This window comes from Acinetobacter sp. NS-4, from assembly GCF_037402435.1.
Lineage (GTDB): Bacteria > Pseudomonadota > Gammaproteobacteria > Pseudomonadales > Moraxellaceae > Acinetobacter.
On record NZ_JBBEUE010000012.1, the window covers coordinates 39,195 to 62,167 of the forward strand.

Here is a 22,973-nt window from a genome sequence, read left to right on the forward strand (position 1 = left end):
TATAAACAGGTGGATGGATGGCTTTACAGCGCTGGAAAAAGGTTGTCATTTTAACAACGTTATTCATATGCGTGAGCCATTCCGCCCTTGCTGCGGTAAAAGGCAAGGCTCAGCCTGTTTTAGATTTTGATGATGAAGTCGAACAGAATTATGCTGAAGTTCCGGTAGAATCAATTCAGCAATTTGTCCAGATTTATAGCATCGTCAAAGAAAATTATGTCGATGACAAAAATGACGAAACCTTATTTCAGCAGGCGATTAAAGGTCTGGTCAGTGGTCTGGATCGTTATTCACGTTATTTAAGTCCAGAAGATTATAAGCTGCTGTTGCAATATACCGAAGGCGATATTGCCTCTGTCGATTTTGAACTGGGTTATGACCAGCAGTTGCATCAATGGGTTATTCAAGGTTTAAAGGATAATGCCGACTCAGCCAAGCAAGGTTTGCGCAATGGCGTGAGCGTTTTCAAGGTTGATGATCAGGAACTGAAAAAACTCAACCATGATCAGGTCAATAGCCTACTGAATGGTTCGATTGGCTCTACCTTAAGCTTGCAACTGGCACAAAATAGCAAGCCGCTGATTTTGGTGCGTAATAAAAAAATAGAAACCGATATTCAGGCAACGCTGCTGCATAATCAGGTGCTGGTCATCAAAGTTAAAGTTTTTCAGCAAGATACAGCCAATGAAATCAAACGCTTGATTGAAGAACATTCTTCTTCTTCACGTCTGAAAGCGGTATTGCTCGATTTAAGAAATAATCCTGGCGGCTTGTTGTCGGCTGCGGTTGAATCGGCCGACTTATTCTTGAATCAAGGCATCATCGTATCAACTAAAAGCCGTTCCGAAGGCGATCAGCAGTTTCAGGCCTTGCCCAGTTTTGAATTTCAGAATTTAAAGCTTGGTATTTTAATCAATAACCGTTCAGCTTCTGCCGCTGAAGTTTTTACTGCCGCCATGAAAGATCACGACCGTGCCTGGGTAGTGGGTGAAAAAAGCTATGGCAAAGGGGTAGTACAAAAACTGTTCCCGCTGTCTAATGGTGCTGCTTTACAGATGACAGTATCGCATTACTACACCCCGAAAGGGCAGATGATCGAAGGCGTGGGCATTCAGCCAAATCAACAGTATCTGCTGCAACATGAGATGAAAGAAGAAAACTATCTGGAACATGTTGCAGAGATCATTTTAAGTCATAAATAAACAACCTAGTCCTCGTCAGTATCTAGGCCAAATTTTTTCAGACGATAACGCAAAGAACGGAAAGACATGCCCAGTTTTTTAGCGGCCAGTGTTCTGTTCCAATGGGTTAAATTCAGGGCATTGAGTAAAATATCTTTTTCAATATTTTCCAGATAAAGCTCTAAACCTTCATCAGGTAATTTCTTGGAAGAAATCAGGATATCACTACGCAATGTATGGTGATCTTCCGTTACGGCTGGCACTGCTGCGGTAGGATAACGTAAAGGTGCACTTTGCAAGTGTTGCAAGTCGATTCTTTCGTCATCGCTTAAGGTAATGGCACGTTCAATAATATTGCGCAGTTCACGCACATTTCCCGGATAATACTGACTCAATAAAAAGCTTTTCGCACGATCAGTCAGCTGTTTTGGTGGAATATCCCATTCCTGACTAATTTTCTGAATAAAGTGATGTGCCAATAAAATAATATCGTCACCGCGTTCACGTAGCGGAGGCAGCACCAGATCCATGACATGGATGCGGAAGAATAAATCCTGTCTAAAGCGGCCTTGCTGAACCAAGGCTTCAAGATCCTGATGACTGGCACTAATCACGCGAAAGTCGACATCAATTTCATTGTCTGAACCGACTGGACGAATGCGTTTTTCCTGTACCGCACGCAGCAGTTTAACCTGCATGCTTAAAGGCAGTTCGGCAATTTCATCCAGAAACAAACTGCCGCCATGGGCAGATTGAATCAGGCCCTGTTTGTCTTGTGTGGCGCCAGTAAAGCTGCCTTTTTTATGCCCAAACAGTTCACTTTCCATCAATTCAGTCGGAATGGCTCCGCAGTTAATGGCAATAAACGGACCTTCATTACGGTTACTGAGGCGATGTACCAGATTGGCAATCACTTCTTTTCCTGTCCCGGATTCACCGGTAATAAATACCGGTGCCTGAGAGCGGGCAATTTTATTTAAGGTCACTCGTAACTGTTGAATCGGCAGGGATTGTCCAACTAATAATTTTTGTTCCAAACTGTCTTCTTTGGTCTGAAAATGTTCAAACGGTTTGTTAAAAGCTTTTTGCAGGAGTTGTTCCAGATGCTTCTGATTCACCGGTTTGTTGACAAAATCGAAGGCGCCAGCTTTAAGTGCTGCAATGGCAATTTCCATATTGCCATAGGCAGTCAGTACCGCGACCGGTATGGAGGGAAAATGCTGGTTAATCCATTCCACCAGTTGCAGTCCATTACCGTCTGGTAAATTTAAATCGGTTAAACAGGCATCATAGCGGTATTCAGACAAGAATTTTTTAGCCTGTTCAACACGATGTGCAATATGGGTTTTGATCCCGATACGAGATAAAGACATTTGCATGAGGGTACACAAATCTTCCTCATCATCCACCAATAAAACAAGTGGTTGTTGTTCCACAATACACCCCAGCAATTTAAATTTATAAAGCAACTCGCAGGCATTCTATTCGAAAGCATGCCCCTTGTTCTTGTTCTACATAGTTCAGTTTTGCCTGATTTGCTTCGCAAAAACTATGTGATAGGTATAATCCTAAACCAGTTCCTGTGATTTCGGTACTAAAAAAAGGTTGAAATAAATAAGCCAGATCCTTGGAGGCAACGCCGGCCCCAAAATCACGGACGTCAATACGTACATTGGTTTCCTGTAAATAAACATTCAATTCGATATGTGAATGCTCAGGTGAATTATGTCGAATGGCATTGCGAATCAGGTTAATCAGAACTTGACGAAGTTGTGCCTCGTCGAAACGAATAAAAATTTTGCCCTGAACGGTAGATTTAATTTGAGTGGCAATATCCGCCAAATCTTCCTGGATTAGTAAGGGAATAAACTGTTTTAGCTCAATGTTTGAAGGATGGGTTTCTTTATTGCGCACCATATTTAGCGTGTCTTGTACAATACGGTCTATACGCTGCGCCTGTTTGGAAATCATTCGGCTCAAAGCTGCTTGTTGATGCTGATCGCTATCACTGAAAAGTTCATTGGCTTGTACAATGGCCGCTAAAGGATTGCGAATTTCATGGGCAATGCTGGCAGACAATTGACCTAATGCCGCGAGTTTTAATTGTTGTACGCGTTGATTGATTTTGGTGGCATCCTGCAACACCAGCAGGGTCAGGGTTTGATGCGGAACCATGAGTTTTTGCACTTCAATATGCATATGATAATGGCTGAGCTGCGACTCAAACTGGAATTTTTCTCCGTCCTGTAGTTGATCAAATTTAATTAATTCAAATAAATCGGGCTGTGCCTTGTATAGAGGATATTTGTCATAGGCATAGAGTGAGGGAATGCCTAAAAGCATGCAGGCAGCAGGGTTGCTCAGCACAATATGACAGTTTTCATCTAAAACCAGATACCCCAGTTCAATTTGTTCCAAGATATAGCGATTCAGGTTTTGCAGTCGGTTTAATTCTAGCGATTGGGAAAAATTTAAATTTTCCAGTAACTGGAAGCGTTTTACCGCAATTTGACCACTGCCATAAACCACGAAAAACAGAAAGGCCAGTACCGCGCTATTGCCAATATTATTCAGTGAAGAAAAATCAAAAATAGTGCCTAAAAAAAGCTGATAAATCACACTAATTACCGCAATTAAGGTAATGATCAGCGCCTTTTTGGCATTCAGTAATAACGATGCGGCAAAGATGGTAATCACAAACAGCAAACTTAATTGCAGGTTAGGACCATCTACTGCCAAGGTGAGTAAGCTTAAAGCAATCACATCGACAACAAATAACAGCGGCAGCTGCTGTGAAATTTTTAAGCGTAGATTTCTAAGCGTGATTAACTGGATACAGCTTATCGTTACGTAACCTATAAGGGCGTAAAGATAAAGCTGCGGATAATGATAGTCGGTATTTAAGCGCTGATAAGTTAACAAGAAAATCAGCAGAAGACTGGTCGCAATAATGAATCGGTAGGTGCTATACCAAATGCCTAAATGATATTGGTTAAACTCAAAGGTCTGGGTAGGTTGCGTCATGCATGTCTTCTACAAGCCAAAGGGTATTAAGGTTTAATCAGACCATAGCGAATGGCCAAGTGAGTTAGTTTGACATCACTATCCAGATTCAGCTTTTCAAAAATGCGGTAACGGTAAGTGTTCACCGTTTTGACACTGACAAAAAGTTTATCGGCAATTTCCTGGGCACTAATACAATTCACCACCATCATCGCCACCTGCATTTCACGTTCCGATAAGGCATCGAAAGGAGACTGTTGGGTGTCAGAAAGATATGAACTGGCCAGTTGTTCTGCAATGTCGGCACTGAAATACTTTCCACCTTGCATGACCTTGTTGATGGCACGGACCATTTCGGTCACAGGTGCACCTTTGGTGATATAGCCTTTAGCGCCTGCTTTAAGCAATAAGGAAGGATAGGGCTCTTCAGCCAAGCCGCTTACCGCCAGTACTTTGGTTTCAGGCGCAGTTTGCAATAGACGTCGGGTGGTTTCTACCCCGCCAATTCCGGGCATGTTTACATCCAGCAAAACGACATTAGGATGATGATGGCGGACTAAGTTAATCGCTTCTTCACCAGATTCAGCCTGACCAATCACTTGAACATCCGCATGGTCTTCGAGCATACGGCAAATTCCGGTACGTACTAATTCATGGTCATCTACCACTAAAACTGTGATCACCTAGTTCTCCCTCATATCAAAAAAATGCATTTTTTTTGTTACATAAAGCAAAATAAGCTTGCAATGAAATGACAAAATTAGCAATCCTATTCTATATCTTTCAATTAAATGTTATACACAATGTTGTGAGCAACAAAAAGTGTTCATCTTTGTGTCTAAATGTAAGCATTTTTGAGGGAATATACAAATGTATATTGCCTCCTTGAGTTGAGTAAATCACCGTGAAAAATTCGAAAAAATCTTTAATGCATATGCTGGGCATTTCAATTCTGCTTAGCATGAGTTCAGCCAGTTTTGCAGAACTGGTGATGGATGCGTCTAAAGGGACGGGACAGGCTGCGTTGAACTGGTCCTCTGAGGATGTCAATCAATTATTAAACGGTGATGCTTCAGCTGAAGAAGTCTCTCCACAAGGTTCAACAAAAATAGCCACTTCCGTACGTAGTTCGAATGGTGTGGTGACACATTCTGCACCTAAAACAGTACAAATTTTAAATAATTCCAATTATAGCAACCAGCCTTCGGTTAATGCCCGCGCTGCATTGGTGATGGACGGTCAAACTGGCGAAGTGCTTTATAGTAAAAATAGCAATACGGCTTTTCCAATTGCATCGATTACCAAGCTGATGACAGCTGTCGTAATTGCGGATTCCCGTTTAAATATGTCAGAAAAAATAACTTTACAGCAATCTGACTTTTCATGTTCGGGCTGTAAAAGTTCAAGTTCGACTTTACGCGCGGGTGATAGCATGAATCGCGCTGAAGCTTTACTGTTTGCTTTAATGAAGTCTGAAAACCCTGCAGCAGCAGCATTGGCACGTACTTATCCGGGTGGTCGAGCAGCATTTGTGGCTGCAATGAATGCCAAGGCAAAATCTTTAGGCATGAATTCAACCCATTATATGGAGTCTTCAGGTTTAGACCCGCGTAATGTGTCTTCAGCACGAGACTTGGGTATTTTGGTAAATACGGCGTCTCAATATAGTTTGATCCGTCAGTTCTCAACCACAGCAAGCTATGATTTTAACTTGGGCTATCGTGTATTAAAATCGAACAATACCAATGCTTTGGTACGTAACGGTGGCTGGAATATCAATATTTCAAAAACAGGTTATATTAATGAAGCAGGGCGTTGTGTGGTGATGCATACCACTTTAAATAACCGTCCTGCAATTGTGGTACTTCTTGGAGCAGATTCCTCTGCCGCACGTACCAACGATGCAACACGTTTAATGAGCTGGGCAACCCAGTTACCCAAACGTATTTAATGTTAAATTTTGGGAAGTATTCAAATTTACTCAACTTTTAAATACTTCTGAATTAAAAAGCCCTGCAATTGCAGGGCTTTTTTGTTTCAATCTAAAGATGAAATAAATTACATATTAGAAAGAATAGAGTCTTTGACTTGATTCATTGTCGCATCGATAGACAACATCACTGCATCAGAACATTGTTTGATTGCTGTGTCAGGGTCTTTTAAGCCGTTACCAGTCACTGTACATACAATTACAGAACCTTCAGCAATTTTACCTGCTTTAATGTCACGAATTGCACCACCGATAGATGCTGCAGAAGCAGGTTCTACGAATACACCTTCGTACATAGACAGCATGCGTTGTGCTTCAAGGATTTCGGCATCAGTTAGTTCGTCGAACCAACCTTGAGAATCACGAACAACCGCTTTGGCGTGGTTCCAGCTTTGTGGGTTACCGATACGGATTGCAGTTGCGATAGTTTCAGGGTTTTCCACTGGTGCACCACGTAAGAATGGAGCAGCGCCAGAAGCCTGGTAACCGACCATTGTTGGCAGACCTTCAGGTTTTGGACCAGTGAACTGATCTGTTGCAGCATCATAAACCACTTGTTCAAACTGGTCTTTAGGCTGGTTGGCAACAGCTTCAGTATAACCCATCCAGTGAGCAGTGATGTTACCTGCGTTACCCACTGGTAAGCAGTGATAATCAGGTGCACGACCTAATTCATCCACGATTTCGTAAGCAATGGTTTTTTGACCTTGCAAACGGTACGGGTTGATTGAGTTTACGATGGTCACAGGCGCTTGGTCAGCCACTTCTTTTACCAGACGCATGCCGTCATCGAAGTTGCCGCGAATTTGCATGGTTACCGCACCGTACATCATGGCTTGTGCCATTTTACCCATGGCAATTTTGCCTTCCGGGATGAGTACGAACGCTTTGATACCGGCACGGGCAGCATAAGCAGCCGCTGCAGCAGAAGTGTTACCTGTAGATGCACAGATAATGGCTTTAGAACCTTCTTCAACCGCTTTAGTTACCGCCATGGTCATGCCACGGTCTTTAAATGAACCAGTCGGGTTTAAGCCCTCGTACTTCACATAAATTTCAACATTTTTGCCAATAATGCGAGGAATGTTCTCAAGCTTGATCAGTGGCGTGTTACCTTCGCCTAAAGAGATTGCGCGAGTTGTTGCAGACACTGGTAAACGGTCGCGATAGCGGTCAACTAAACCAGTATAACGATTGGCATTAGACATGATGATGTTCCAATTGTATGTAGAGCTTGGCAAGGGGAATACTCCCCTCAACCCGATTAATTATCAAGCGATTCTAAACGAATTCGTACAATTTCGCCATGAATGACGGGCAATGCTTGAATTTGCTGAAGGGCTTCATCCATTTTTGATTCTTTCACTGGATCAGTCAGAATCACGATAGGAATAAGGTCTTTTAAGCGCGGCTGTTGCATGATCGCGTCGATGCTAATACCGGCACGGCTTAAAATGGTGGTGACATCGGCCAGAACGCCAGTTTGATCTTCGGCATTAATACGGATGTAATATCCGGTGGTCATTTCTTCACGTGGTAGAATTGGCAAATCGGTCAGGGCTTCAAACGCAAGCTGCGGAATAGTTCCAGCACCATCTTCTGTGTAAATAATGTCACGGACAATATCCACCACGTCCGCGACTACCGCAGAAGCCGTTGGACCAGCACCAGCGCCAGCACCGTAATACAGTGTTGGACCGACTGCATTAGCTTGGACTAGAACGGCATTTTTTACACCGTTGACGTTAGCAATCAGCTGGTCATCTGGAATCAAGGTTGGGTGGACGCGTAATTCAATTCCGGCATCGGTACGGCGTGCAATACCCAAGTGTTTGATACGGAAGCCCAAGTCTTCGGCATATTTTACGTCTTGAGCAGTCACTTTGCTGATGCCTTCGGTAAATACCTTGTCGAACTGTAACGGAATACCAAATGCACATGAAGCCAGAATTGTCAGTTTATGTGCAGCATCAATGCCTTCAACGTCAAAAGTTGGATCTGCTTCAGCATAACCCAGTTCTTGTGCTTCTTTGAGCACGTCTGCAAAGGCACGACCTTTTTCACGCATTTCACTTAAAATGAAGTTGCCTGTACCATTAATAATACCTGCCAGCCAGTCAATTTTATTGGCAGCCAAACCTTCACGAATCACTTTAATAATCGGAATACCACCGGCAACGGCTGCTTCATAGGCAATTTGCACGGCATTGTCTTCGGCCGCTTTAAACAGTTCATTGCCATGTTCAGCCAGTAAGGCCTTGTTGGCCGTCACAATGTGCTTGCCGTGTTTCATCGCTTCCATGATGACTTCATAAGCAGGGTGAATACCGCCCATGACTTCAACCACAACATCGACATCCGGTTGACGAACGATATCGAGCAGATCAGCACTTTGCTTCGCCGAAGCAGGTAAATCCAGATCAGGACGTGGACGACGGGTACCTACATGAGTGATTCGAATTTCTCGACCGGTGCGACGTTTAATCTCAGCAGCATTTTCTTTTAGTAGTTTAAGGGCACCACCACCCACAGTACCAAGACCGAGGATTGCCAGACGAACTGGTTTCACGTCACACTCCAAATATGTATTCAACTTTAAGCGAAGCTAGATCATAGCTAAAAAAACCGCCAGACTCTAGGGTAGATATCACTTTATCTTTACCTATTAAATTTAGTAAATGAATTGATAAAAATTAGTTATTTAAACGTTGCACCAATTCTTCAGGCGATAGATATCCACCCAGGTAAACACCCTCGGTATTATAAATTGCTGGAGTACCATTGACGCCCATATTCAAGCCCAATTGATATTGATCTTTCACTGGATTTTTACAGGTCGCTGGAGCAAGCGGTGCACCGGCAATGGCCTGATCGAATGCAGCTTGACGGTCGGCACTACACCATACGCTTTCCATGGCTGGCATGAACTGTTCGCCACGTGGCCATGCGATATAGCGTACTTCAATGCCCTGGGCATTAATTTCAGTCATATGTTCATGTAATTTATGACAATATGGACAGCTGGCATCGGTAAAGACATAGACCACATGTTTGGTCTTGCCTTTGGCTTTATAAACCAGCAGATCTTCAGTTTTTAAGTTGGCAAGCAGCTTCTTGTTGGTCTCAGACTGCAAGTTTTCACTGACATTGTGAATTTTACTGTCGCCTAAACGCAGTACATCGCCTTGAATAATGTATTTGCCATCGGCAGTGGCATATACAGATGACATGCCTTCGAGAGTGACCCAATACAGATTAGGGACTTCAGTCGCTTTAATATTTAAAATTTTGGCATTGATATTGGCTTTCTTGAAATGCTGCTGCAGCGTGTTCACCAGACGTTGCTGTGCATTGCGTTCTGAAAGGTTGGATGCTTCCCCGGTTGCAGGTGCGCTAGCGGTTAAAGTATTTTGCTTTTTTTCATCATTATTCGAATTGGAGCAGGCCGTTAATCCCAAGCCAACAACAAGTGTAGATGCGAGAAAAATTTTTGAACGGGTAAATAACATAAACAACCCTTTCTTGTAGGTATAAAAAAACAGGTGAATAAGCATAACAAAAAAAAATGCCTGAAATAAAACTTCTTAGTCTGATATTTACTGCCGTTAAGCGCGCGGGTGATAAGTGGCATGTAACTGTTGCATGCGAACCTGAGCCACGTGGGTATAAATTTGCGTGGTGGATAAATCACTATGTCCGAGCAGCATCTGTACCACACGCAAATCGGCGCCATGATTGAGCAGATGGGTGGCGAAGGCATGCCGCAGGGTATGCGGCGAAAGTTCGGCCTGAATGCCGGCTTGCAAGGCATAGCGCTTAATGGCATACCAGAAATTTTGCCGACTCATGATGCCACCATGCTGGGTTAAAAACACATAGTCAGTGGCAGATTTATACAGGCTGGCACGTGCTTGCTGCAGATATTTTTCAATCCATTCGCAAGCGACCTGCCCCAAAGGCACCAGACGTTCCTTATTGCCTTTGCCGACAATACGCAAATAGCCCTGTTTTAGGTTAATCAGTTCCAGCCTTAAATTGAGCAATTCAGATACCCGCAGTCCGCAGGCGTAGAGGACTTCAAACATCGCCCGGTCACGTAAGCCCAGAGCGGTATTGATATCTGGTGCATTAATTAAGGCTTCAACATCGGCTTCGGATAAATCTTTCGGTAGGGCCCGCCCAATTTTAGGAGTTTTATGGGTTGCCACCGGATTGTCGCTACGTAATTTTTGCTCACGCAGAAATTTATAAAAGGAACGCAGGGCAGAAAGTGAGCGGGCAATCGAGCGCGGACTTTTTCCCTGTTGGGTCAGGTTTAATAAAACATCGGAAATGTCATCACTGCTCCAGTCTGGCATGGTAACAGCACTGCATTCACTACATTGAATTAAATCAGATAGATAGGCATTACGGGTATGCGGACTGACGGTTTGGGCAATTAAATAATCTCGAAAGCCCTGCAAAAAACTTAAATTTTCAGGAATGTTTACAGCTGCGGGAATACGAGGCTTTTTATTGAGCATGTCACTTCTACGTTAAATGAAAACCCCAAGTTTTTCTTGGTCTTGATCAATGTAGACCAATTTTTTTGCAATGTCGAACGCCGCACACAAGATGAGAATTGGAATCAAACCTTACTTGGTAATTATTCTCATTTGTTTGTATACTGTACGAAATATTTTAGGATTAGATGCGGTGCGATTATCTGATTTGAAAGTGAAACAAACGGCCATCATTAGCAAAGTGAATCGTACTTTGGATGGTGATACAGCTCAGACTGATCTGGTGGCGAGTCGTTTAGAAACTTTAGGTTTTGTACCGGGGACAAAAGTTCAGGTCATTACCAAAGGTATTTTTGGTGGCGATCCCATTCTGATTCAGGTGGGGTTTACCCGTTTCGCACTGCGTAAAGTTGAAGCTGAAAAAATTGAAATTGAAGAGGGGATCACTGCATGAGTGATGCGCTACGTATTGCCCTTGTAGGTAACCCTAACTGTGGTAAAACATCATTATTCAACCATTTGACCGGAACACGGCAAAAAGTGGGTAATTATGCGGGGGTCACGGTTGAACGAAAGGTTGGGCAGTTCAGCTTGCCTTCAGCGCGTGCGGTTCGTGTGCTGGATTTGCCCGGGACTTATAGTCTGAATGCGACCAGCCCGGATGAAGCCATTACCCGTGATGTGGTGCAGGGCAAAATTGCTGAAGAAGGTGATCAGGATGCTTTCCTGTGCGTGGTGGATGCCACCAACTTAAAACTGCATCTCGGTCTGGTTCTGGAAATGATCGAGCTGGGGCGTCCTATTTTGCTTGTGCTGAATATGATGGATGAAGCACGCCGCCGTGGCATGCAGATCAACACGCAAAAATTATCTCAGCGTTTAGGTATTCCTGTGGTGGAAACTGTGGCGGTGCGTAATGCAGGCATTGAAAACCTGATGGGCGCGCTGGATGCGGAAACGTTTAGAACGCCCAACACTGAACTGAGCGATGTCAAAATTTCCGGTTCAAATCATGAAAAAATTGCCCAGATTCTAAAAGATGTGGTGGTTTTCGTTGACCATGAAGATAAGCGTTCTGATTTTCTGGATAAAATTTTCTTGCATCCGGTGTTTGGCTTAATCAGCCTGGCAGTGATGATGTTTATTATCTTCCAGGCGGTATTTGCCGGGGCTGCGCCATTTATGGATGGGATTGAAGCGGCCTTTGGATGGCTGGGAGAAACCGTGGGTGAGCATATTGCACATCCATTGCTGAATAGTCTGGTGGTGGACGGCATTATTGCCGGTGCGGGCGGTGTAGTGGTGTTCTTGCCACAGATTCTGATCCTGTTCTTCTTCATTTTGGTATTGGAAGAATCCGGCTATTTGCCACGTGCAGCGTTCTTGCTGGATAAATTGATGTTTAAGGCTGGTTTAAGTGGCCGGGCCTTTATTCCATTACTATCCAGTTTTGCCTGTGCTGTGCCGGGCATTATGGCAACCCGTAGTATCAGCGATCCGCGTGACCGTTTGACCACTATTTTAGTTGCACCATTGATGACCTGTTCTGCGCGTTTACCAGTCTATGCCTTGCTGATTTCTGCCTTTATTCCAGCAAAAATGGTGTGGGGCATGTTCAACCTGCAAGGTCTGGTGCTGTTCGCGCTGTATATGGCAGGTATTGTCAGTGCCCTGATTGTGGCGACTGTGCTGAAATTTTTCCAGAAAGACAAATCCCAACATGCCTTGTTGATGGAATTGCCAAGTTACCGTTTTCCGGATGTGAAAAGTGTCTGGATTGGCTTGCTTGACCGCGCCAAAATCTTCCTGAAACGGGTGGGTGGCATCATCTTTGCCTTGTCCATTTTACTGTGGTTCCTGTGTACTTTCCCGCAGGCGCCAGAAGGCGCAGTTGGGCCAGCAATTGACTATTCATTTGCCGGTATGCTGGGTCATGTGATGCAGCCGATTTTTGCGCCATTGGGTTTTAACTGGCAAATCTGTATTGCCCTGATTCCAGCCATGGCGGCTCGTGAAGTGGTGGTGGCAGCACTCGGTACCGTATATGCCTTGTCTGCAGCTGATGATGATGCGGTCGCGCAAGGCTTATCGACCTTAATCAGTAGCGGTGATTTGGCCTGGTCATTGGCAACCGGTTTATCTTTGCTGGTGTGGTTCATTTATGCGCCGCATTGCCTGGCCACGCTGGCAACGGTAAAGCGTGAAACAGGTTCATTCAAAACCGTAACGTTGATGACCATTTACCTGTTTGGACTGGCGTATCTCATGTCATTCCTGACTTATCAAATTGCTTCACATTACTTTGGATAATTTTGTCCAACGCCAAACAAGTGAAAGGAGACTGAAATGATTGAAATTCTCATTGTGGCTGCTTTGGTCATTTGGAGTGCTGTGGTGGTGTTTAAGAAAGTTTTTCCGAAAGCATCATATTCAGTCTTCAGCTCACTTTCGAACGGCTGCCAAAAGCAGGGCTGGACCGTTCTGGCAAAATGGTTAAAACCTGAAATGGTCTTTGGCTGCGGTGGCAGTTGTGGCTGTTCGGCCTCAGACAGTCCTGCCAAGAAAAAACCTGAAGTCCAGGCAGTAAAGTGGAAATAAAATCTACTGCCGGGAAAAAAATTGAAAACCGTCATTTATGACGGTTTTTTTACGCACTGACACAAAAAAGCCGAGATAAAGTCAAAACAGAAAAAGCATTCAAAACAGCAAAGTGCTAACATTTTGTCAGTTTTGAAAACGTACCAAAAAATGGGGCAAAAATGTTAATACAGCGTGGTGGATTAAAAGTCGTTGCAGGACTCGGAATTTCAGGTGTTGCAGCAGTAAACTTCTTACATGAAAATGGCTACCGCGTTGCAGTAACAGATTCTCGAAAGACACCACCCGGGCATGACCAGATTCCGGCAGCAGTGCAAACCAGTTTTGGTCAGCTCGATCAAGATCTATTATTACAAGCTGAAGAAATCGTGATTAGCCCTGGGCTTGATCCGAAAATTCCAGAAATTCAGGCTGCAATTGCCAAAGGTATTCCGGTAGTGAGCGAAATTCAGATTTTACGCCGTGCAACCGATAAACCGATTGTGGCCATTACCGGCTCAAATGCCAAAAGTACCGTAACCACACTCATTGGCCTGATGGCAAAAGATGCCGGCAAAAAAGTGGCTGTGGGTGGTAATTTGGGTCGTCCGGCACTGGATTTAACCAAAGATGATCCTGAACTTTATATTCTGGAATTATCCAGCTTTCAGTTAGAAACGACATCCAATTTAAATGCTGAAGTGGCAGTCGTGCTGAATATGAGTGAAGATCATCTTGACCGTCATGGTGACATGTTTGGTTATCATACGGCAAAACACCGCATTTTCCAGGGTGTGAAAAAAGTGGTCTATAACCGTGATGATTCTTTGACCCGCCCGCTGGTTCCAGATAACACACCAATGCAGAGCTTTGGTTTGAATGCACCTGATTTAAATCAATACGGTATTTTAAAAGAAGATAATGGCAGCATCTGGCTGGCCCGTGGTCGTGAACGTTTATTGAAAAGTTCAGACATGTACATTCAAGGTACGCATAACGTTGCCAATGCCTTGGCATGTCTGGCTTTGGGTGAGGCGATTGGCCTGCCTTTAGAGAGCATGCTTGAAACGCTGAAAACCTTTAAAGGTTTAGAGCACCGCTGTGAATTTGTCAAAGAAGTGCACGGGGTTCGTTATTACAATGACTCTAAAGGCACCAACATTGGCGCAACCTTGGCGGCTATTGATGGTCTGGGTGCAGCGATTGAGCCACAGGGTGGAAAAGTTGCTATTATTCTAGGTGGTCAAGGTAAAGGGCAGGACTTTAGCGCACTTCGTGAAGCTCTAACTAAATATGCCAAAGTTGCCGTGCTGATTGGTGAAGATCGACCCGTCATTGAAACCGCAATTGAAGGTACAACCACCTTAATTCATGCCGAATCTTTAAAAGAAGCGGTAGAATTATGCCAGCAACATACTCAAGCCCACGATGTGGTGTTATTGTCACCTGCATGCGCAAGTTTTGATATGTTCAAAGGTTATAGTGAACGTGGACATCAATTTGTCGATTGTGTGAATGCACTGGCTTAAAAGAACGATAAGGAAAGTTGTATGGCTGGGTTAGCTCAGACGACCATAAATAAAATTAATCAGGTCTACAATGAGTGGGGACCGAAAATCCCCGCTGAAGTTACGCCGCGTAATGTACTGATTTTTTGTGTAATCACCTTGCTGTGTATTGGTTCAATCATGGTGGCATCGGCATCGATGCCCTATGCAGACCGATTACATGAAAATGCATTTCACTATGTGATCCGACACGGCATTTCCATTTTTGTGGCCGCTGTTGCCGCGTTCTTGGCGTATAAGGTGTCATTGAATGTCTGGTTTAATAATACCTTTCCACTGTGGATTATGACCATTCTGCTGCTGGCAGTGGTATTGGTCGCCGGTTCCGAGGTCAATGGTTCCACCCGATGGATTCGTATTGCCGGATTTACCTTACAGGCTTCCGAAGTCGCCAAGGTGATGATGGCCATCTTCACCGCCGATTATGTGGTGCGGCGTGCCAAAGAGGTGAGAAACAGCGCTTCCGGCCTGTACCGCTTAGTCGGCGTGATGATCATCACTGTAGGCTTAATCCTGCTGGAACCCGATTTGGGAGCGACTGCGGTTATTGTCCTGATGATTTTAGGCATTTTCTTTCTGGCTGGCGCACCACCGATTCAGTTTATTTTCTTCCTGATCGCGATTGTATTTGCTTTGGCCGCTGCGATTATCTTTGAGCCTTACCGCCTGCAGCGCGCGCTGTCCTTTACCAATCCCTGGGCAGACCCTTTGGGAACCGGTTATCAGTTGTCTAATGCACTGATGGCCTTTGGTCGGGGTGAATGGATGGGGGTAGGACTGGGGCATAGTATTCAGAAAATGTCTTATCTGCCTGAAGCGCATACTGACTTTATGTTGGCTATTTTAGGTGAAGAATTTGGCTTCTTCGGGATCAGTACGGTATTGATCTTGTCCTTTATGATGGTGGTGTGCTGTATCAAAATCGGACACCGTGCCTTGCAGCACCAATACTTGCGTGCAGGTTATCTGGCCTATGGCATTAGTATTATTTTCTTGCTGCAAATCCTGGTGAATGCCGGGATGAATATGGGCATGTTACCGACCAAAGGTTTGACCTTGCCGTTTATTAGTTATGGGGGTTCATCTTTAATTATGTGTGCAGTGATGATCAGCCTGATTTTGAAGATTGATGCCACCACACAAAAGGCCAATCCAAGCAAAGAAGAATCTAGCTTCTAGCCCAAGCTGGCAATCAATCTGGCTAAGCATGGTTCAGTACTGTGCTTGGCATTTCAGTTTCACAATGCAGACATTTCACAAATTCTCCTTTTGATTTTGAAAGGGGAAGCAGTGGAATAAAAAATAAAGAAAAATAATTGCATTGCTGTTTCAATTCATAAGCGCTGCGTGTTCTGCAGACTGGACAAAGAAACTGACTTTTCTCCACTACCTTGGTTTTAGGACCAATGCCAAATATAAAAAACATCTTCAGCCTGCCATTTCTGATGTAGATCTTCTTAGCTTAATCCTAATCTGGATTTTATAAATAGCTGCCTTGTAGCTCGGTTGTATTTGGAATTAAGTCAATATTCCATTGGGAAATAGCCTGTTTTAGCATATTTTCTGGCGTGTCTAAATCAACTTCTGGCTGATGCAAAGCGCGAATGGCCTGCTGTAGTAATTCAGGAGCACGGCTGAGATCAAGCGCTTGCGCCAGATTTTGTTTAGAGAGTTTTTGACCCTGATCGTTCATCGCCAAAGGTAGATGCATATATTCAAGTTTGCGATAGCCCAGTAGCGAACCGAGCCAGATTTGCCGTTCGGTATTATCCAGCAGGTCGGCACCACGAACCACATGGGTCATGCCTTGCAGATAATCATCTACGACGACTGCTAACTGGTAATTGATAATGCCATCACGACGCTTCAGCACAAAGTCACCGAGGTCTTGTTGCAGGTTGCAACAATGCGTGCCTTGCAGGCGATCGGTAAAGCAAATTTGCTGATTGGATACTTTCAGACGGATGGCTTGATGCTCAAAAGGCAGATTTAAATCCCGGCAGGTTCCGGCATAGATATGATTGGAGCCGAGCATTTTACGGGTGCACTGGCAGGCATAGACCCAGCCTTGCTGATGCAGCTGCTCAATCACAGATTCATAAATATCGAGGCGGTCTTTTTGGAAAATGATCTCGGCATCAGGTGTGAACTGAAAAGCATCGATTGAGTGCAGGATATGTGCTTCGCTACCGGGATAAATACGCGGCATGTCGGTATCTTCAATCCGGACCAACCATTGACCCTGATGGGCACGTGCATCGCAATAACTGGCCACAGCGGTAATGAGTGAGCCAAAATGCAAAGGGCCGGTTGGCGATGGCGCAAACCGACCCACGTAATTCTCTCCAGCTTTCCCTCCCTTTTTTAAAGGGAGGGTCAGGGAGGGATTACTTAACACAGTATTAACCGTTATTTTGCTTCTCTTTGATTTCTGCTAGCGTTTTGCAGTCAATACAAAGGGTTGCAGTTGGACGTGCTTCAAGACGACGCAGACCAATTTCAATACCACAAGTTTCACAGAAACCGTAATCATCGTTTTTAATCGCTTCGATGGATTGCTCAATCTTGCGAATCAGCTTACGTTCACGGTCACGAGTACGGAGTTCAATAGCAAACTCTTCTTCTTGTGTCGCACGGTCATTGACATCAGGCAAAGCTGTATTTTCGTCTTGCATGGTGTTTAAGGTGCGGTCTACTTCAGACATCAGTTCAGCTTTCCATGCCAGTAAAATCTGGCGGAAATGCTCAAGTTGTCCTTCAGACATGTATTCTTCATTTTTTTTAGGCTGATAAGGTGCAATACCAAATAAGCTAGCAGTAGAACCACTTTCTGACGCTTTTGGCTTCGTTTTACGCACGCGTTTGGTAGATTTCTCATCTACCACATCAGTTTGTTCGTCCAAGACTTGATTTTGGTTGTCATTCGCCATATAGGGCATTCCTCATCATATACGTATTATCTATACGCAAAAAATATGGTGATATGCAAGTGTTTTTATCCAACCCTAAGGAGATTTTCCTTCGAGGGTCGTCATCATATAGACTTTTTGTGCTTTTAGATAGTCTTTGATGCTTGGATTCTATCGACCATGCTTCCTTTAGAAGGCATAAAGTAATAGAAAAAAAACAAAATGAAAAGTTAATAACCTGAAATTTCACTATTAATTTGTTGTCGTGCTGTTAGAACCCGGTAAATTTGGGTTTCAAGTTCACCATTGGCTTTCAGATGCAGGACACGAAAACCTGGAGCTTCATTATCCAGGGCAAAATCTTCACTTAAGGGTTTGAACTGAACACAGGTGGATGGGGTAGAAAAAAACTGGATGTGCTGCCATTCATGCCACGAATCCTGATGCACATGACCAAAAATAACCGCTTTGACATTGCTGTGCTTGGCTAAAATATCAGTTAAGTTTTCAGTGTTTTTCAGTATGTGCTGATCAATCCATTTTGATTGCATTTCAAAGGGATGATGATGACATGCTACGATCACGAATTGCTGTTGCAGTTTTGCTAAAAGCCTATCCAGTTGTTGCAGTTGCTCTTGTTCAATCCAGCCATCGGTCCGGTCTTGTACTGCACTGTTTAATAGCACAAAGCTCCATTTACCAAAATGAATGGCTTGCGCCTCGTCCTTATTTTGGTAGAAAGGGAAAAGATCCAGGTCGTCATGATTACCCGGAATCTGATAAAACGGGATTCCCAGCGCCTGCATAAAAGATAAGTAACGGCTATAGGTCTCTGCGACCGGGACTTGAGCCAAGTCACCGGTATGAATAATGGCATCGGTATTCGGATAGTGCTGCTGAATTTGCTTGATGATTGCATGAAAACTGTGCTCAGGATTCATATGCACAAATTCTAAATCTTCCTGATTCATGAGGTGTGTGTCTGAAATCTGAATAATGGTCCAGTCTTGCTGGTCTTGATTATTGTTGGATAAAGTCATGTCTGACTCCTTAGACATTCCTTGTTGTTTTAATATGTTGTTGCAACCATTGCAATGCCATAATGACCGGCGCATTCTTTAAGCGACCATTGCTCATTAAAGTAGCTATTTCCCTATAGTCAATAATGTGCAGTTGAATATTTTCCCCTTCATCCGGCATGCCAAAGACTCCGCCTTGTTCAGGAAGATGTGCTTCAGCACTGTATAAATGGAACAGTTCGGAACAGGCGCCTGCCGATGGATAAAAGCTGAATAAATGCTGTAACTGATCAATCTCACAGCCGGATTCCTCTAGACTTTCACGGCGTATACAGCTTTCCGCTGACTCATTGCCATCAAGTACTCCGGCAATCACTTCCAGTTGCCACGGAGAATCTGCATCGTCCATCGCACCGACACGGAATTGTTCAATAAGTGCAAATTTTTGCTGCGCATCATTATAAATCAGCACACCCGCAGCTTCAGGCCGGTGAATCAGTTCACGTTGCATGACTGGGGTGAATTCGCGCTGGTTAAATAAACGATGGCTGAGATTTACTTTTTCAACCTGAATGAAGCCACGAAAAAGATATTCACGGGACTGAATTTTGACTTGGTCGCTGTTATATGTGGCTTGTCTAATAATATTCATATAGCTCAGTCAGGATGAAAAGCATACATTCATCCTAACTGAGAATTTCATGAAAATAAAAGATTTTTTTTTCAGAATTACAGCTTATGGTACAATTTTTGACCATGTTCATGATAGCTGGTTTTCATGGCACTCAAACCTGCTTCAATCTCTGTATCCTGTTCTTGACTTTGCTCCACATTGCTTTGATTTTTCGCATAATCCCTCACATTTTGGGTGATTTTCATGGAACAGAATTTAGGACCACACATAGAACAGAAATGCGCGGACTTATGTGCTTCCTTCGGCATGGTTTCATCATGCATGCTGCGTGCAGTATCCGGATCCAGACTCAAATTGAACTGATCTTCCCAACGGAATTCGAAACGCGCTTTGGATAAGGCATTATCACGTACTTGTGAACCTGGATGTCCCTTGGCCAAATCGGCTGCATGCGCGGCAATTTTATAGGTGATAATGCCGTCTTTGACATCTTTCTTATTCGGCAAGCCTAAATGCTCTTTTGGTGTGACATAGCACAACATGGCGGTACCGTACCAGCCAATCATGGCAGCACCAATCGCTGAAGTAATATGGTCATAGCCCGGAGCAATGTCGGTGGTTAAAGGCCCCAGAGTATAAAAAGGTGCTTCCTTACAGACTTCTAGTTGCAGATCCATATTTTCCTTGATCATGTGCATCGGCACATGGCCCGGACCTTCAATCATCACCTGTACATCATGCTCCCAGGCACGATGGGTCAGCTCGCCCAAAGTACGCAGTTCACTAAATTGGGCTTCATCATTGGCATCCTGAATAGAGCCCGGACGCAAACCATCGCCCAAACTGAAGGACACGTCATAGGCTTTCATGATTTCGCAGATCTCATCGAAATGAGTATAGAGGAAATTCTCTTGATGATGTGCCAGACACCACTGCGCCATAATGGAACCGCCACGTGACACAATTCCGGTAAGTCGATTTGCGGTCAGCGGCACGTATCGTAAAAGCACGCCGGCATGAATGGTGAAATAATCCACGCCTTGTTCGGCCTGTTCAATCAGGGTGTCTTTAAAGATTTCCCAGGTCAGGTCCTCGGCAACACCATCGACTTTTTCCAGCGCCTGATAGATTGGAACGGTACCAATTGGAACAGGGGAGTTACGGATAATCCATTCGCGGGTTTCATGAATATTCTTGCCGGTCGATAAATCCATGATGGTGTCTGCACCCCAGCGAGTCGCCCAGGTCATTTTCGCCACTTCTTCATCGATGCTGGAACCGAGTGCGGAGTTGCCGATATTGGCATTGATCTTGACCAGGAAATTACGTCCGATAATCATCGGCTCAATTTCAGGATGGTTAATATTGGCCGGAATAATGGCACGGCCTTCCGCTACTTCCTGACGCACAAATTCAGGGGTAATTTCAGTCAGATTTTTGGCCCCGAAGTTTTGACCTGCATGCTGGCGTGCATCCACACCTTCCTGCTGGCGCTGGTTTTCACGAATGGCGATATATTCCATTTCCGGGGTAATGATACCCTGACGTGCATAGTGCATCTGAGTGACATTTTTACCTGCTTTGGCACGACGCGGCTTTTGAATATGGGCAAAACGGATGTCCGCGGTGCGAATATCTTTCAGGCGTTCCTGTCCAAAAGCAGAGCTCAGGGTCTCTAAACGTTCAGTATCCTGACGTTCCTCAATCCATGTTTCACGAACATTGGGCAAACCTTTATTCAGGTCAATGGCAACGTTCGGGTCGGTATATACCCCTGAAGTGTCATAGACCATAATGGCAGGATTGTGTTCGCCACCCAGACCGGTTGGGGTTTCGGTCAGGGAAATTTCACGCATAGGCACCTGAATGTCGCTACGTGAACCTTGGACATAGACTTTTTGGGAAGCGGGTAAAATTCGGGTGAGATCTTTAGCATCTTGCTCATGTTGAGCAGAAATATCAGTTGCAGAGAGATTCGTTAATTGGTGCATTGCGGTGATCCTTGTGAATGACATCAACGAATCAAGCACGACCAAAAACGTGGCTGCTTTATCCAGGTAAATTCATTGAAAGAATTAACATGGATAAATTGAGGGCTTAGGTTTTTTGATGGCTTGATTCCTACGCAGGTCTTAACCTGATCAGGTTCAACGGTACTCACCCTCAAATGCCATATCTGCATATAGAATTTAGGTGATCTCAGCGAGTTGTTACTCGCGCTCCGTCAAGCTATGAATCAATACTACCATGTCCATGTACTAAAAAACATTCACATAAAACATCGCTTTTCGGCTGGCGTCCAGATCGGAGACAGACAGGCAGCTTAAAGACAAACGGCATCACTAAAACAGTCACGCGGGTTGGAAAGGCTCAGATTTTGTAAACCCAAATATTCATCTAACTGTCTGAGTGTGAGCTGTTTTTCAGGCATCGACTGTTGTTCTTTGAGGCTAAGCTGAACAGGAATTTCTTGTAAACGCTGCTGTTCGGGTAACTGTAGAAATTGCAGAAATTTGTTCGCTTGAACCGCTAAATGCGAGTTTTTGACCTCGGCCAGTTTTTCAATTTCATCCAGCGAACTGCTTTGTACCGCATACTTGTCAATATAACTGTCCGAAACCGGAGAGTCTTTCATGCCTTTAAATAAAAACAGGGTATACATCTGCAACAGATATTCGGCATCTTTACGATAGCTGCTTTTAGGATATTGATGTAAATAGTCTTCCCAAAATAAGGCCCGAGACGCAATCTCATGCGGTTCGACAATTAAGATATGCTCTGACAATACCGGCAGCATATTCTGTGTGGCTAGGTTTTCAATAAAGACCTGTTCAGCTGGTGGCATATAAGGGGCAAAAATTCGGGCTAAATATTCGGGACTGCGGCGATAATTGACCCGGCCCTTACCGCGATCAAACAGTTCAATATAAGCTTGTCCTTTATGTTTTAATAAATACTGGTCACGTAACGTCAGTTGTTCAAAAAGGTTTTGTTGAATGGTTGGATGCTGGGACAAATCAAAAGCATACTCTTCGAAAGCAGCTTGCTGAGCAGCTGTTCTATCCACGCTAAGGAAGTTATTGTACATTTGATTGGACAGTTTTAATAAATGTTGTTGTTCTGCTAAGGTAGACAGCGGCAAGCATAACTTGAGATCCTGATTAATTTGTTCTAGGGCAAAAGTGGTGCGTTCTGCATTAATAGCCAGCATGTTTTTTTCAAGATTTTTGCATAATAACGATAAATCTACCGTTTCATCTTGTTGTGATTGTTTTTGTACCTGTTCTGGGATAGGTTGAGGCTCGGGTTTTTGGCACCCGGACAGAAGGATAAAAATAAAAAAGGGAAAGCATTGCTTAACAGAAAAATTTGTTTTTAAAGGCACAGTCATTCTATATCGGGGTACATGCGGCAATGATTTGTAGGGTGTCTGGATATTTTATAACTGAAAAAGTTTTTGTCTGTGTAGTATTGTGCAGGGTTTTGGTTACGCGCTGTGATCATTGACGAGTATGATGGAGATGGATCGAAATCGCATGTGCAGATTGTAAAAATTAATAAAAATCATACGGAAAGTTGAGAAGATCGTT

The 22,973-nt window shown here is 44.0% G+C and carries 21 protein-coding genes and 1 riboswitch; of the genes, 7 read left to right on the plus strand and 14 right to left on the minus strand.

The annotated features are described in order from the left end of the window. Nucleotides 1-17 precede the first annotated feature (17 nt). Nucleotides 18-1,202: a S41 family peptidase gene (locus tag WAE57_RS10615; protein ID WP_337710605.1), complete on the plus strand. Its 1,185-nt coding sequence runs from the start codon at nucleotides 18-20 to the stop codon at nucleotides 1,200-1,202. A 5-nt stretch (nucleotides 1,203-1,207) separates the two neighbouring features. On the opposite strand, the gene WAE57_RS10620 is transcribed toward WAE57_RS10615, so the two are convergent. Genes WAE57_RS10620 through WAE57_RS10630 form a run of 3 tightly spaced genes read right to left on the minus strand, consistent with a single transcriptional unit; the run spans nucleotide 1,208 to nucleotide 4,867 of the window. Next, entirely contained in the window at nucleotides 1,208-2,620 is a 1,413-nt protein-coding gene (locus WAE57_RS10620; protein ID WP_337710647.1) for a sigma-54 dependent transcriptional regulator, read from the minus strand. 19 nt (nucleotides 2,621-2,639) lie between these two features. After that, entirely contained in the window at nucleotides 2,640-4,205 is a 1,566-nt protein-coding gene (locus tag WAE57_RS10625) for an ATP-binding protein (protein WP_337710606.1), read from the minus strand. Between the two features lie 26 nt (nucleotides 4,206-4,231). Next, the gene (locus WAE57_RS10630) at nucleotides 4,232-4,867 is read right to left on the minus strand and encodes a response regulator (RefSeq protein ID WP_086174145.1); all 636 of its coding nucleotides are present in this window, start codon (nucleotides 4,865-4,867) and stop codon (nucleotides 4,232-4,234) included. Nucleotides 4,868-5,088: 221 nt separating this feature from the next. Here WAE57_RS10630 and WAE57_RS10635 point away from each other — a divergent pair, with 221 nt between their 5' ends. Beyond that, the gene (locus tag WAE57_RS10635; protein WP_337710607.1) at nucleotides 5,089-6,135 is read left to right on the plus strand and encodes a serine hydrolase; all 1,047 of its coding nucleotides are present in this window, start codon (nucleotides 5,089-5,091) and stop codon (nucleotides 6,133-6,135) included. Between the two features lie 107 nt (nucleotides 6,136-6,242). Here the strand turns inward: WAE57_RS10635 and thrC are convergent, their stop codons facing one another. The 4 genes from thrC to xerD form a co-directional block, all read right to left on the minus strand. Next, a complete protein-coding gene (gene thrC / locus WAE57_RS10640; protein ID WP_237787462.1) occupies nucleotides 6,243-7,382 on the minus strand; it encodes a threonine synthase in 1,140 nt (379 codons plus the stop codon). A gap of 56 nt (nucleotides 7,383-7,438) precedes the next feature. Next, complete coding sequence (locus WAE57_RS10645; RefSeq protein ID WP_301432936.1) at nucleotides 7,439-8,743, minus strand: homoserine dehydrogenase; 1,305 nt, start codon at nucleotides 8,741-8,743, stop codon at nucleotides 7,439-7,441. A 124-nt stretch (nucleotides 8,744-8,867) separates the two neighbouring features. Continuing rightward, complete coding sequence (locus WAE57_RS10650) at nucleotides 8,868-9,683, minus strand: DsbC family protein (protein ID WP_337710608.1); 816 nt, start codon at nucleotides 9,681-9,683, stop codon at nucleotides 8,868-8,870. 96 nt (nucleotides 9,684-9,779) lie between these two features. Further along, nucleotides 9,780-10,697 carry a site-specific tyrosine recombinase XerD gene (gene xerD, locus WAE57_RS10655; protein ID WP_337710609.1) on the minus strand — a complete coding sequence of 306 codons (918 nt, stop codon included), beginning with the start codon at nucleotides 10,695-10,697 and terminating at the stop codon, nucleotides 9,780-9,782. A 172-nt stretch (nucleotides 10,698-10,869) separates the two neighbouring features. Between xerD and WAE57_RS10660 the strand changes: the two genes are divergently transcribed. The 5 genes from WAE57_RS10660 (at nucleotide 10,870) to ftsW (ending at nucleotide 16,000) form a co-directional block, all read left to right on the plus strand. Next, nucleotides 10,870-11,130, plus strand: a complete 261-nt coding sequence (locus tag WAE57_RS10660; protein WP_086174140.1) for a FeoA family protein — start codon at nucleotides 10,870-10,872, stop codon at nucleotides 11,128-11,130. After that, a complete protein-coding gene (gene feoB / locus WAE57_RS10665) occupies nucleotides 11,127-12,986 on the plus strand; it encodes a ferrous iron transport protein B (RefSeq protein WP_337710610.1) in 1,860 nt (619 codons plus the stop codon). The genes WAE57_RS10660 and feoB overlap by 4 nt, the downstream gene beginning before the upstream one ends. Before the next feature lie 36 nt (nucleotides 12,987-13,022). Next, entirely contained in the window at nucleotides 13,023-13,274 is a 252-nt protein-coding gene (locus WAE57_RS10670) for a DUF6587 family protein (RefSeq protein ID WP_337710611.1), read from the plus strand. Nucleotides 13,275-13,435: 161 nt separating this feature from the next. Then, a complete protein-coding gene (murD, locus tag WAE57_RS10675; protein WP_337710612.1) occupies nucleotides 13,436-14,782 on the plus strand; it encodes a UDP-N-acetylmuramoyl-L-alanine--D-glutamate ligase in 1,347 nt (448 codons plus the stop codon). Between the two features lie 21 nt (nucleotides 14,783-14,803). Beyond that, nucleotides 14,804-16,000: a putative lipid II flippase FtsW gene (gene ftsW, locus WAE57_RS10680; protein WP_086174136.1), complete on the plus strand. Its 1,197-nt coding sequence runs from the start codon at nucleotides 14,804-14,806 to the stop codon at nucleotides 15,998-16,000. Nucleotides 16,001-16,022: 22 nt separating this feature from the next. Here ftsW and WAE57_RS10685 read toward each other — a convergent pair whose 3' ends face one another. The 7 genes from WAE57_RS10685 to WAE57_RS10715 form a co-directional block, all read right to left on the minus strand. After that, entirely contained in the window at nucleotides 16,023-16,247 is a 225-nt protein-coding gene (locus WAE57_RS10685; RefSeq protein ID WP_337710613.1) for a zinc-ribbon domain-containing protein, read from the minus strand. A 54-nt stretch (nucleotides 16,248-16,301) separates the two neighbouring features. Next, nucleotides 16,302-17,201 (minus strand): tRNA glutamyl-Q(34) synthetase GluQRS, encoded by a 900-nt coding sequence (gluQRS, locus tag WAE57_RS10690; RefSeq protein ID WP_337710648.1) that lies wholly within the window; start codon nucleotides 17,199-17,201, stop codon nucleotides 16,302-16,304. A gap of 22 nt (nucleotides 17,202-17,223) precedes the next feature. Next, nucleotides 17,224-17,751: an RNA polymerase-binding protein DksA gene (dksA, locus tag WAE57_RS10695; RefSeq protein ID WP_086174133.1), complete on the minus strand. Its 528-nt coding sequence runs from the start codon at nucleotides 17,749-17,751 to the stop codon at nucleotides 17,224-17,226. A gap of 209 nt (nucleotides 17,752-17,960) precedes the next feature. Further along, a complete protein-coding gene (cpdA, locus tag WAE57_RS10700; protein WP_237787470.1) occupies nucleotides 17,961-18,770 on the minus strand; it encodes a 3',5'-cyclic-AMP phosphodiesterase in 810 nt (269 codons plus the stop codon). A 10-nt stretch (nucleotides 18,771-18,780) separates the two neighbouring features. Next, nucleotides 18,781-19,401, minus strand: a complete 621-nt coding sequence (locus tag WAE57_RS10705) for an NUDIX domain-containing protein (protein ID WP_237787471.1) — start codon at nucleotides 19,399-19,401, stop codon at nucleotides 18,781-18,783. A gap of 77 nt (nucleotides 19,402-19,478) precedes the next feature. Then, nucleotides 19,479-21,374, minus strand: a complete 1,896-nt coding sequence (thiC, locus tag WAE57_RS10710; RefSeq protein WP_337710614.1) for a phosphomethylpyrimidine synthase ThiC — start codon at nucleotides 21,372-21,374, stop codon at nucleotides 19,479-19,481. A 110-nt stretch (nucleotides 21,375-21,484) separates the two neighbouring features. Next, a riboswitch (TPP riboswitch) is annotated at nucleotides 21,485-21,617 on the minus strand. Between the two features lie 89 nt (nucleotides 21,618-21,706). Then, the gene (locus WAE57_RS10715; RefSeq protein ID WP_337710615.1) at nucleotides 21,707-22,594 is read right to left on the minus strand and encodes a hypothetical protein; all 888 of its coding nucleotides are present in this window, start codon (nucleotides 22,592-22,594) and stop codon (nucleotides 21,707-21,709) included. Between the last annotated feature and the right edge of the window lie 379 nt (nucleotides 22,595-22,973).

Coding starts and splice junctions, on each gene's coding strand:
- WAE57_RS10615 (WP_337710605.1), top strand. CDS start 18: ATGGCTTTACAGCGCTGGAAAAAGGTTGTCATTTTAACAACGTTATTC.
- WAE57_RS10625 (WP_337710606.1), bottom strand. CDS start 4,205: ATGACGCAACCTACCCAGACCTTTGAGTTTAACCAATATCATTTAGGC.
- thrC (WP_237787462.1), bottom strand. CDS start 7,382: ATGTCTAATGCCAATCGTTATACTGGTTTAGTTGACCGCTATCGCGAC.
- WAE57_RS10650 (WP_337710608.1), bottom strand. CDS start 9,683: ATGTTATTTACCCGTTCAAAAATTTTTCTCGCATCTACACTTGTTGTT.
- xerD (WP_337710609.1), bottom strand. CDS start 10,697: ATGCTCAATAAAAAGCCTCGTATTCCCGCAGCTGTAAACATTCCTGAA.
- feoB (WP_337710610.1), top strand. CDS start 11,127: ATGAGTGATGCGCTACGTATTGCCCTTGTAGGTAACCCTAACTGTGGT.
- WAE57_RS10670 (WP_337710611.1), top strand. CDS start 13,023: ATGATTGAAATTCTCATTGTGGCTGCTTTGGTCATTTGGAGTGCTGTG.
- murD (WP_337710612.1), top strand. CDS start 13,436: ATGTTAATACAGCGTGGTGGATTAAAAGTCGTTGCAGGACTCGGAATT.
- ftsW (WP_086174136.1), top strand. CDS start 14,804: ATGGCTGGGTTAGCTCAGACGACCATAAATAAAATTAATCAGGTCTAC.
- WAE57_RS10685 (WP_337710613.1), bottom strand. CDS start 16,247: ATGTTTTTTATATTTGGCATTGGTCCTAAAACCAAGGTAGTGGAGAAA.
- dksA (WP_086174133.1), bottom strand. CDS start 17,751: ATGGCGAATGACAACCAAAATCAAGTCTTGGACGAACAAACTGATGTG.
- cpdA (WP_237787470.1), bottom strand. CDS start 18,770: ATGACTTTATCCAACAATAATCAAGACCAGCAAGACTGGACCATTATT.
- WAE57_RS10705 (WP_237787471.1), bottom strand. CDS start 19,401: ATGAATATTATTAGACAAGCCACATATAACAGCGACCAAGTCAAAATT.
- thiC (WP_337710614.1), bottom strand. CDS start 21,374: ATGCACCAATTAACGAATCTCTCTGCAACTGATATTTCTGCTCAACAT.
- WAE57_RS10715 (WP_337710615.1), bottom strand. CDS start 22,594: ATGCTGGCTATTAATGCAGAACGCACCACTTTTGCCCTAGAACAAATT.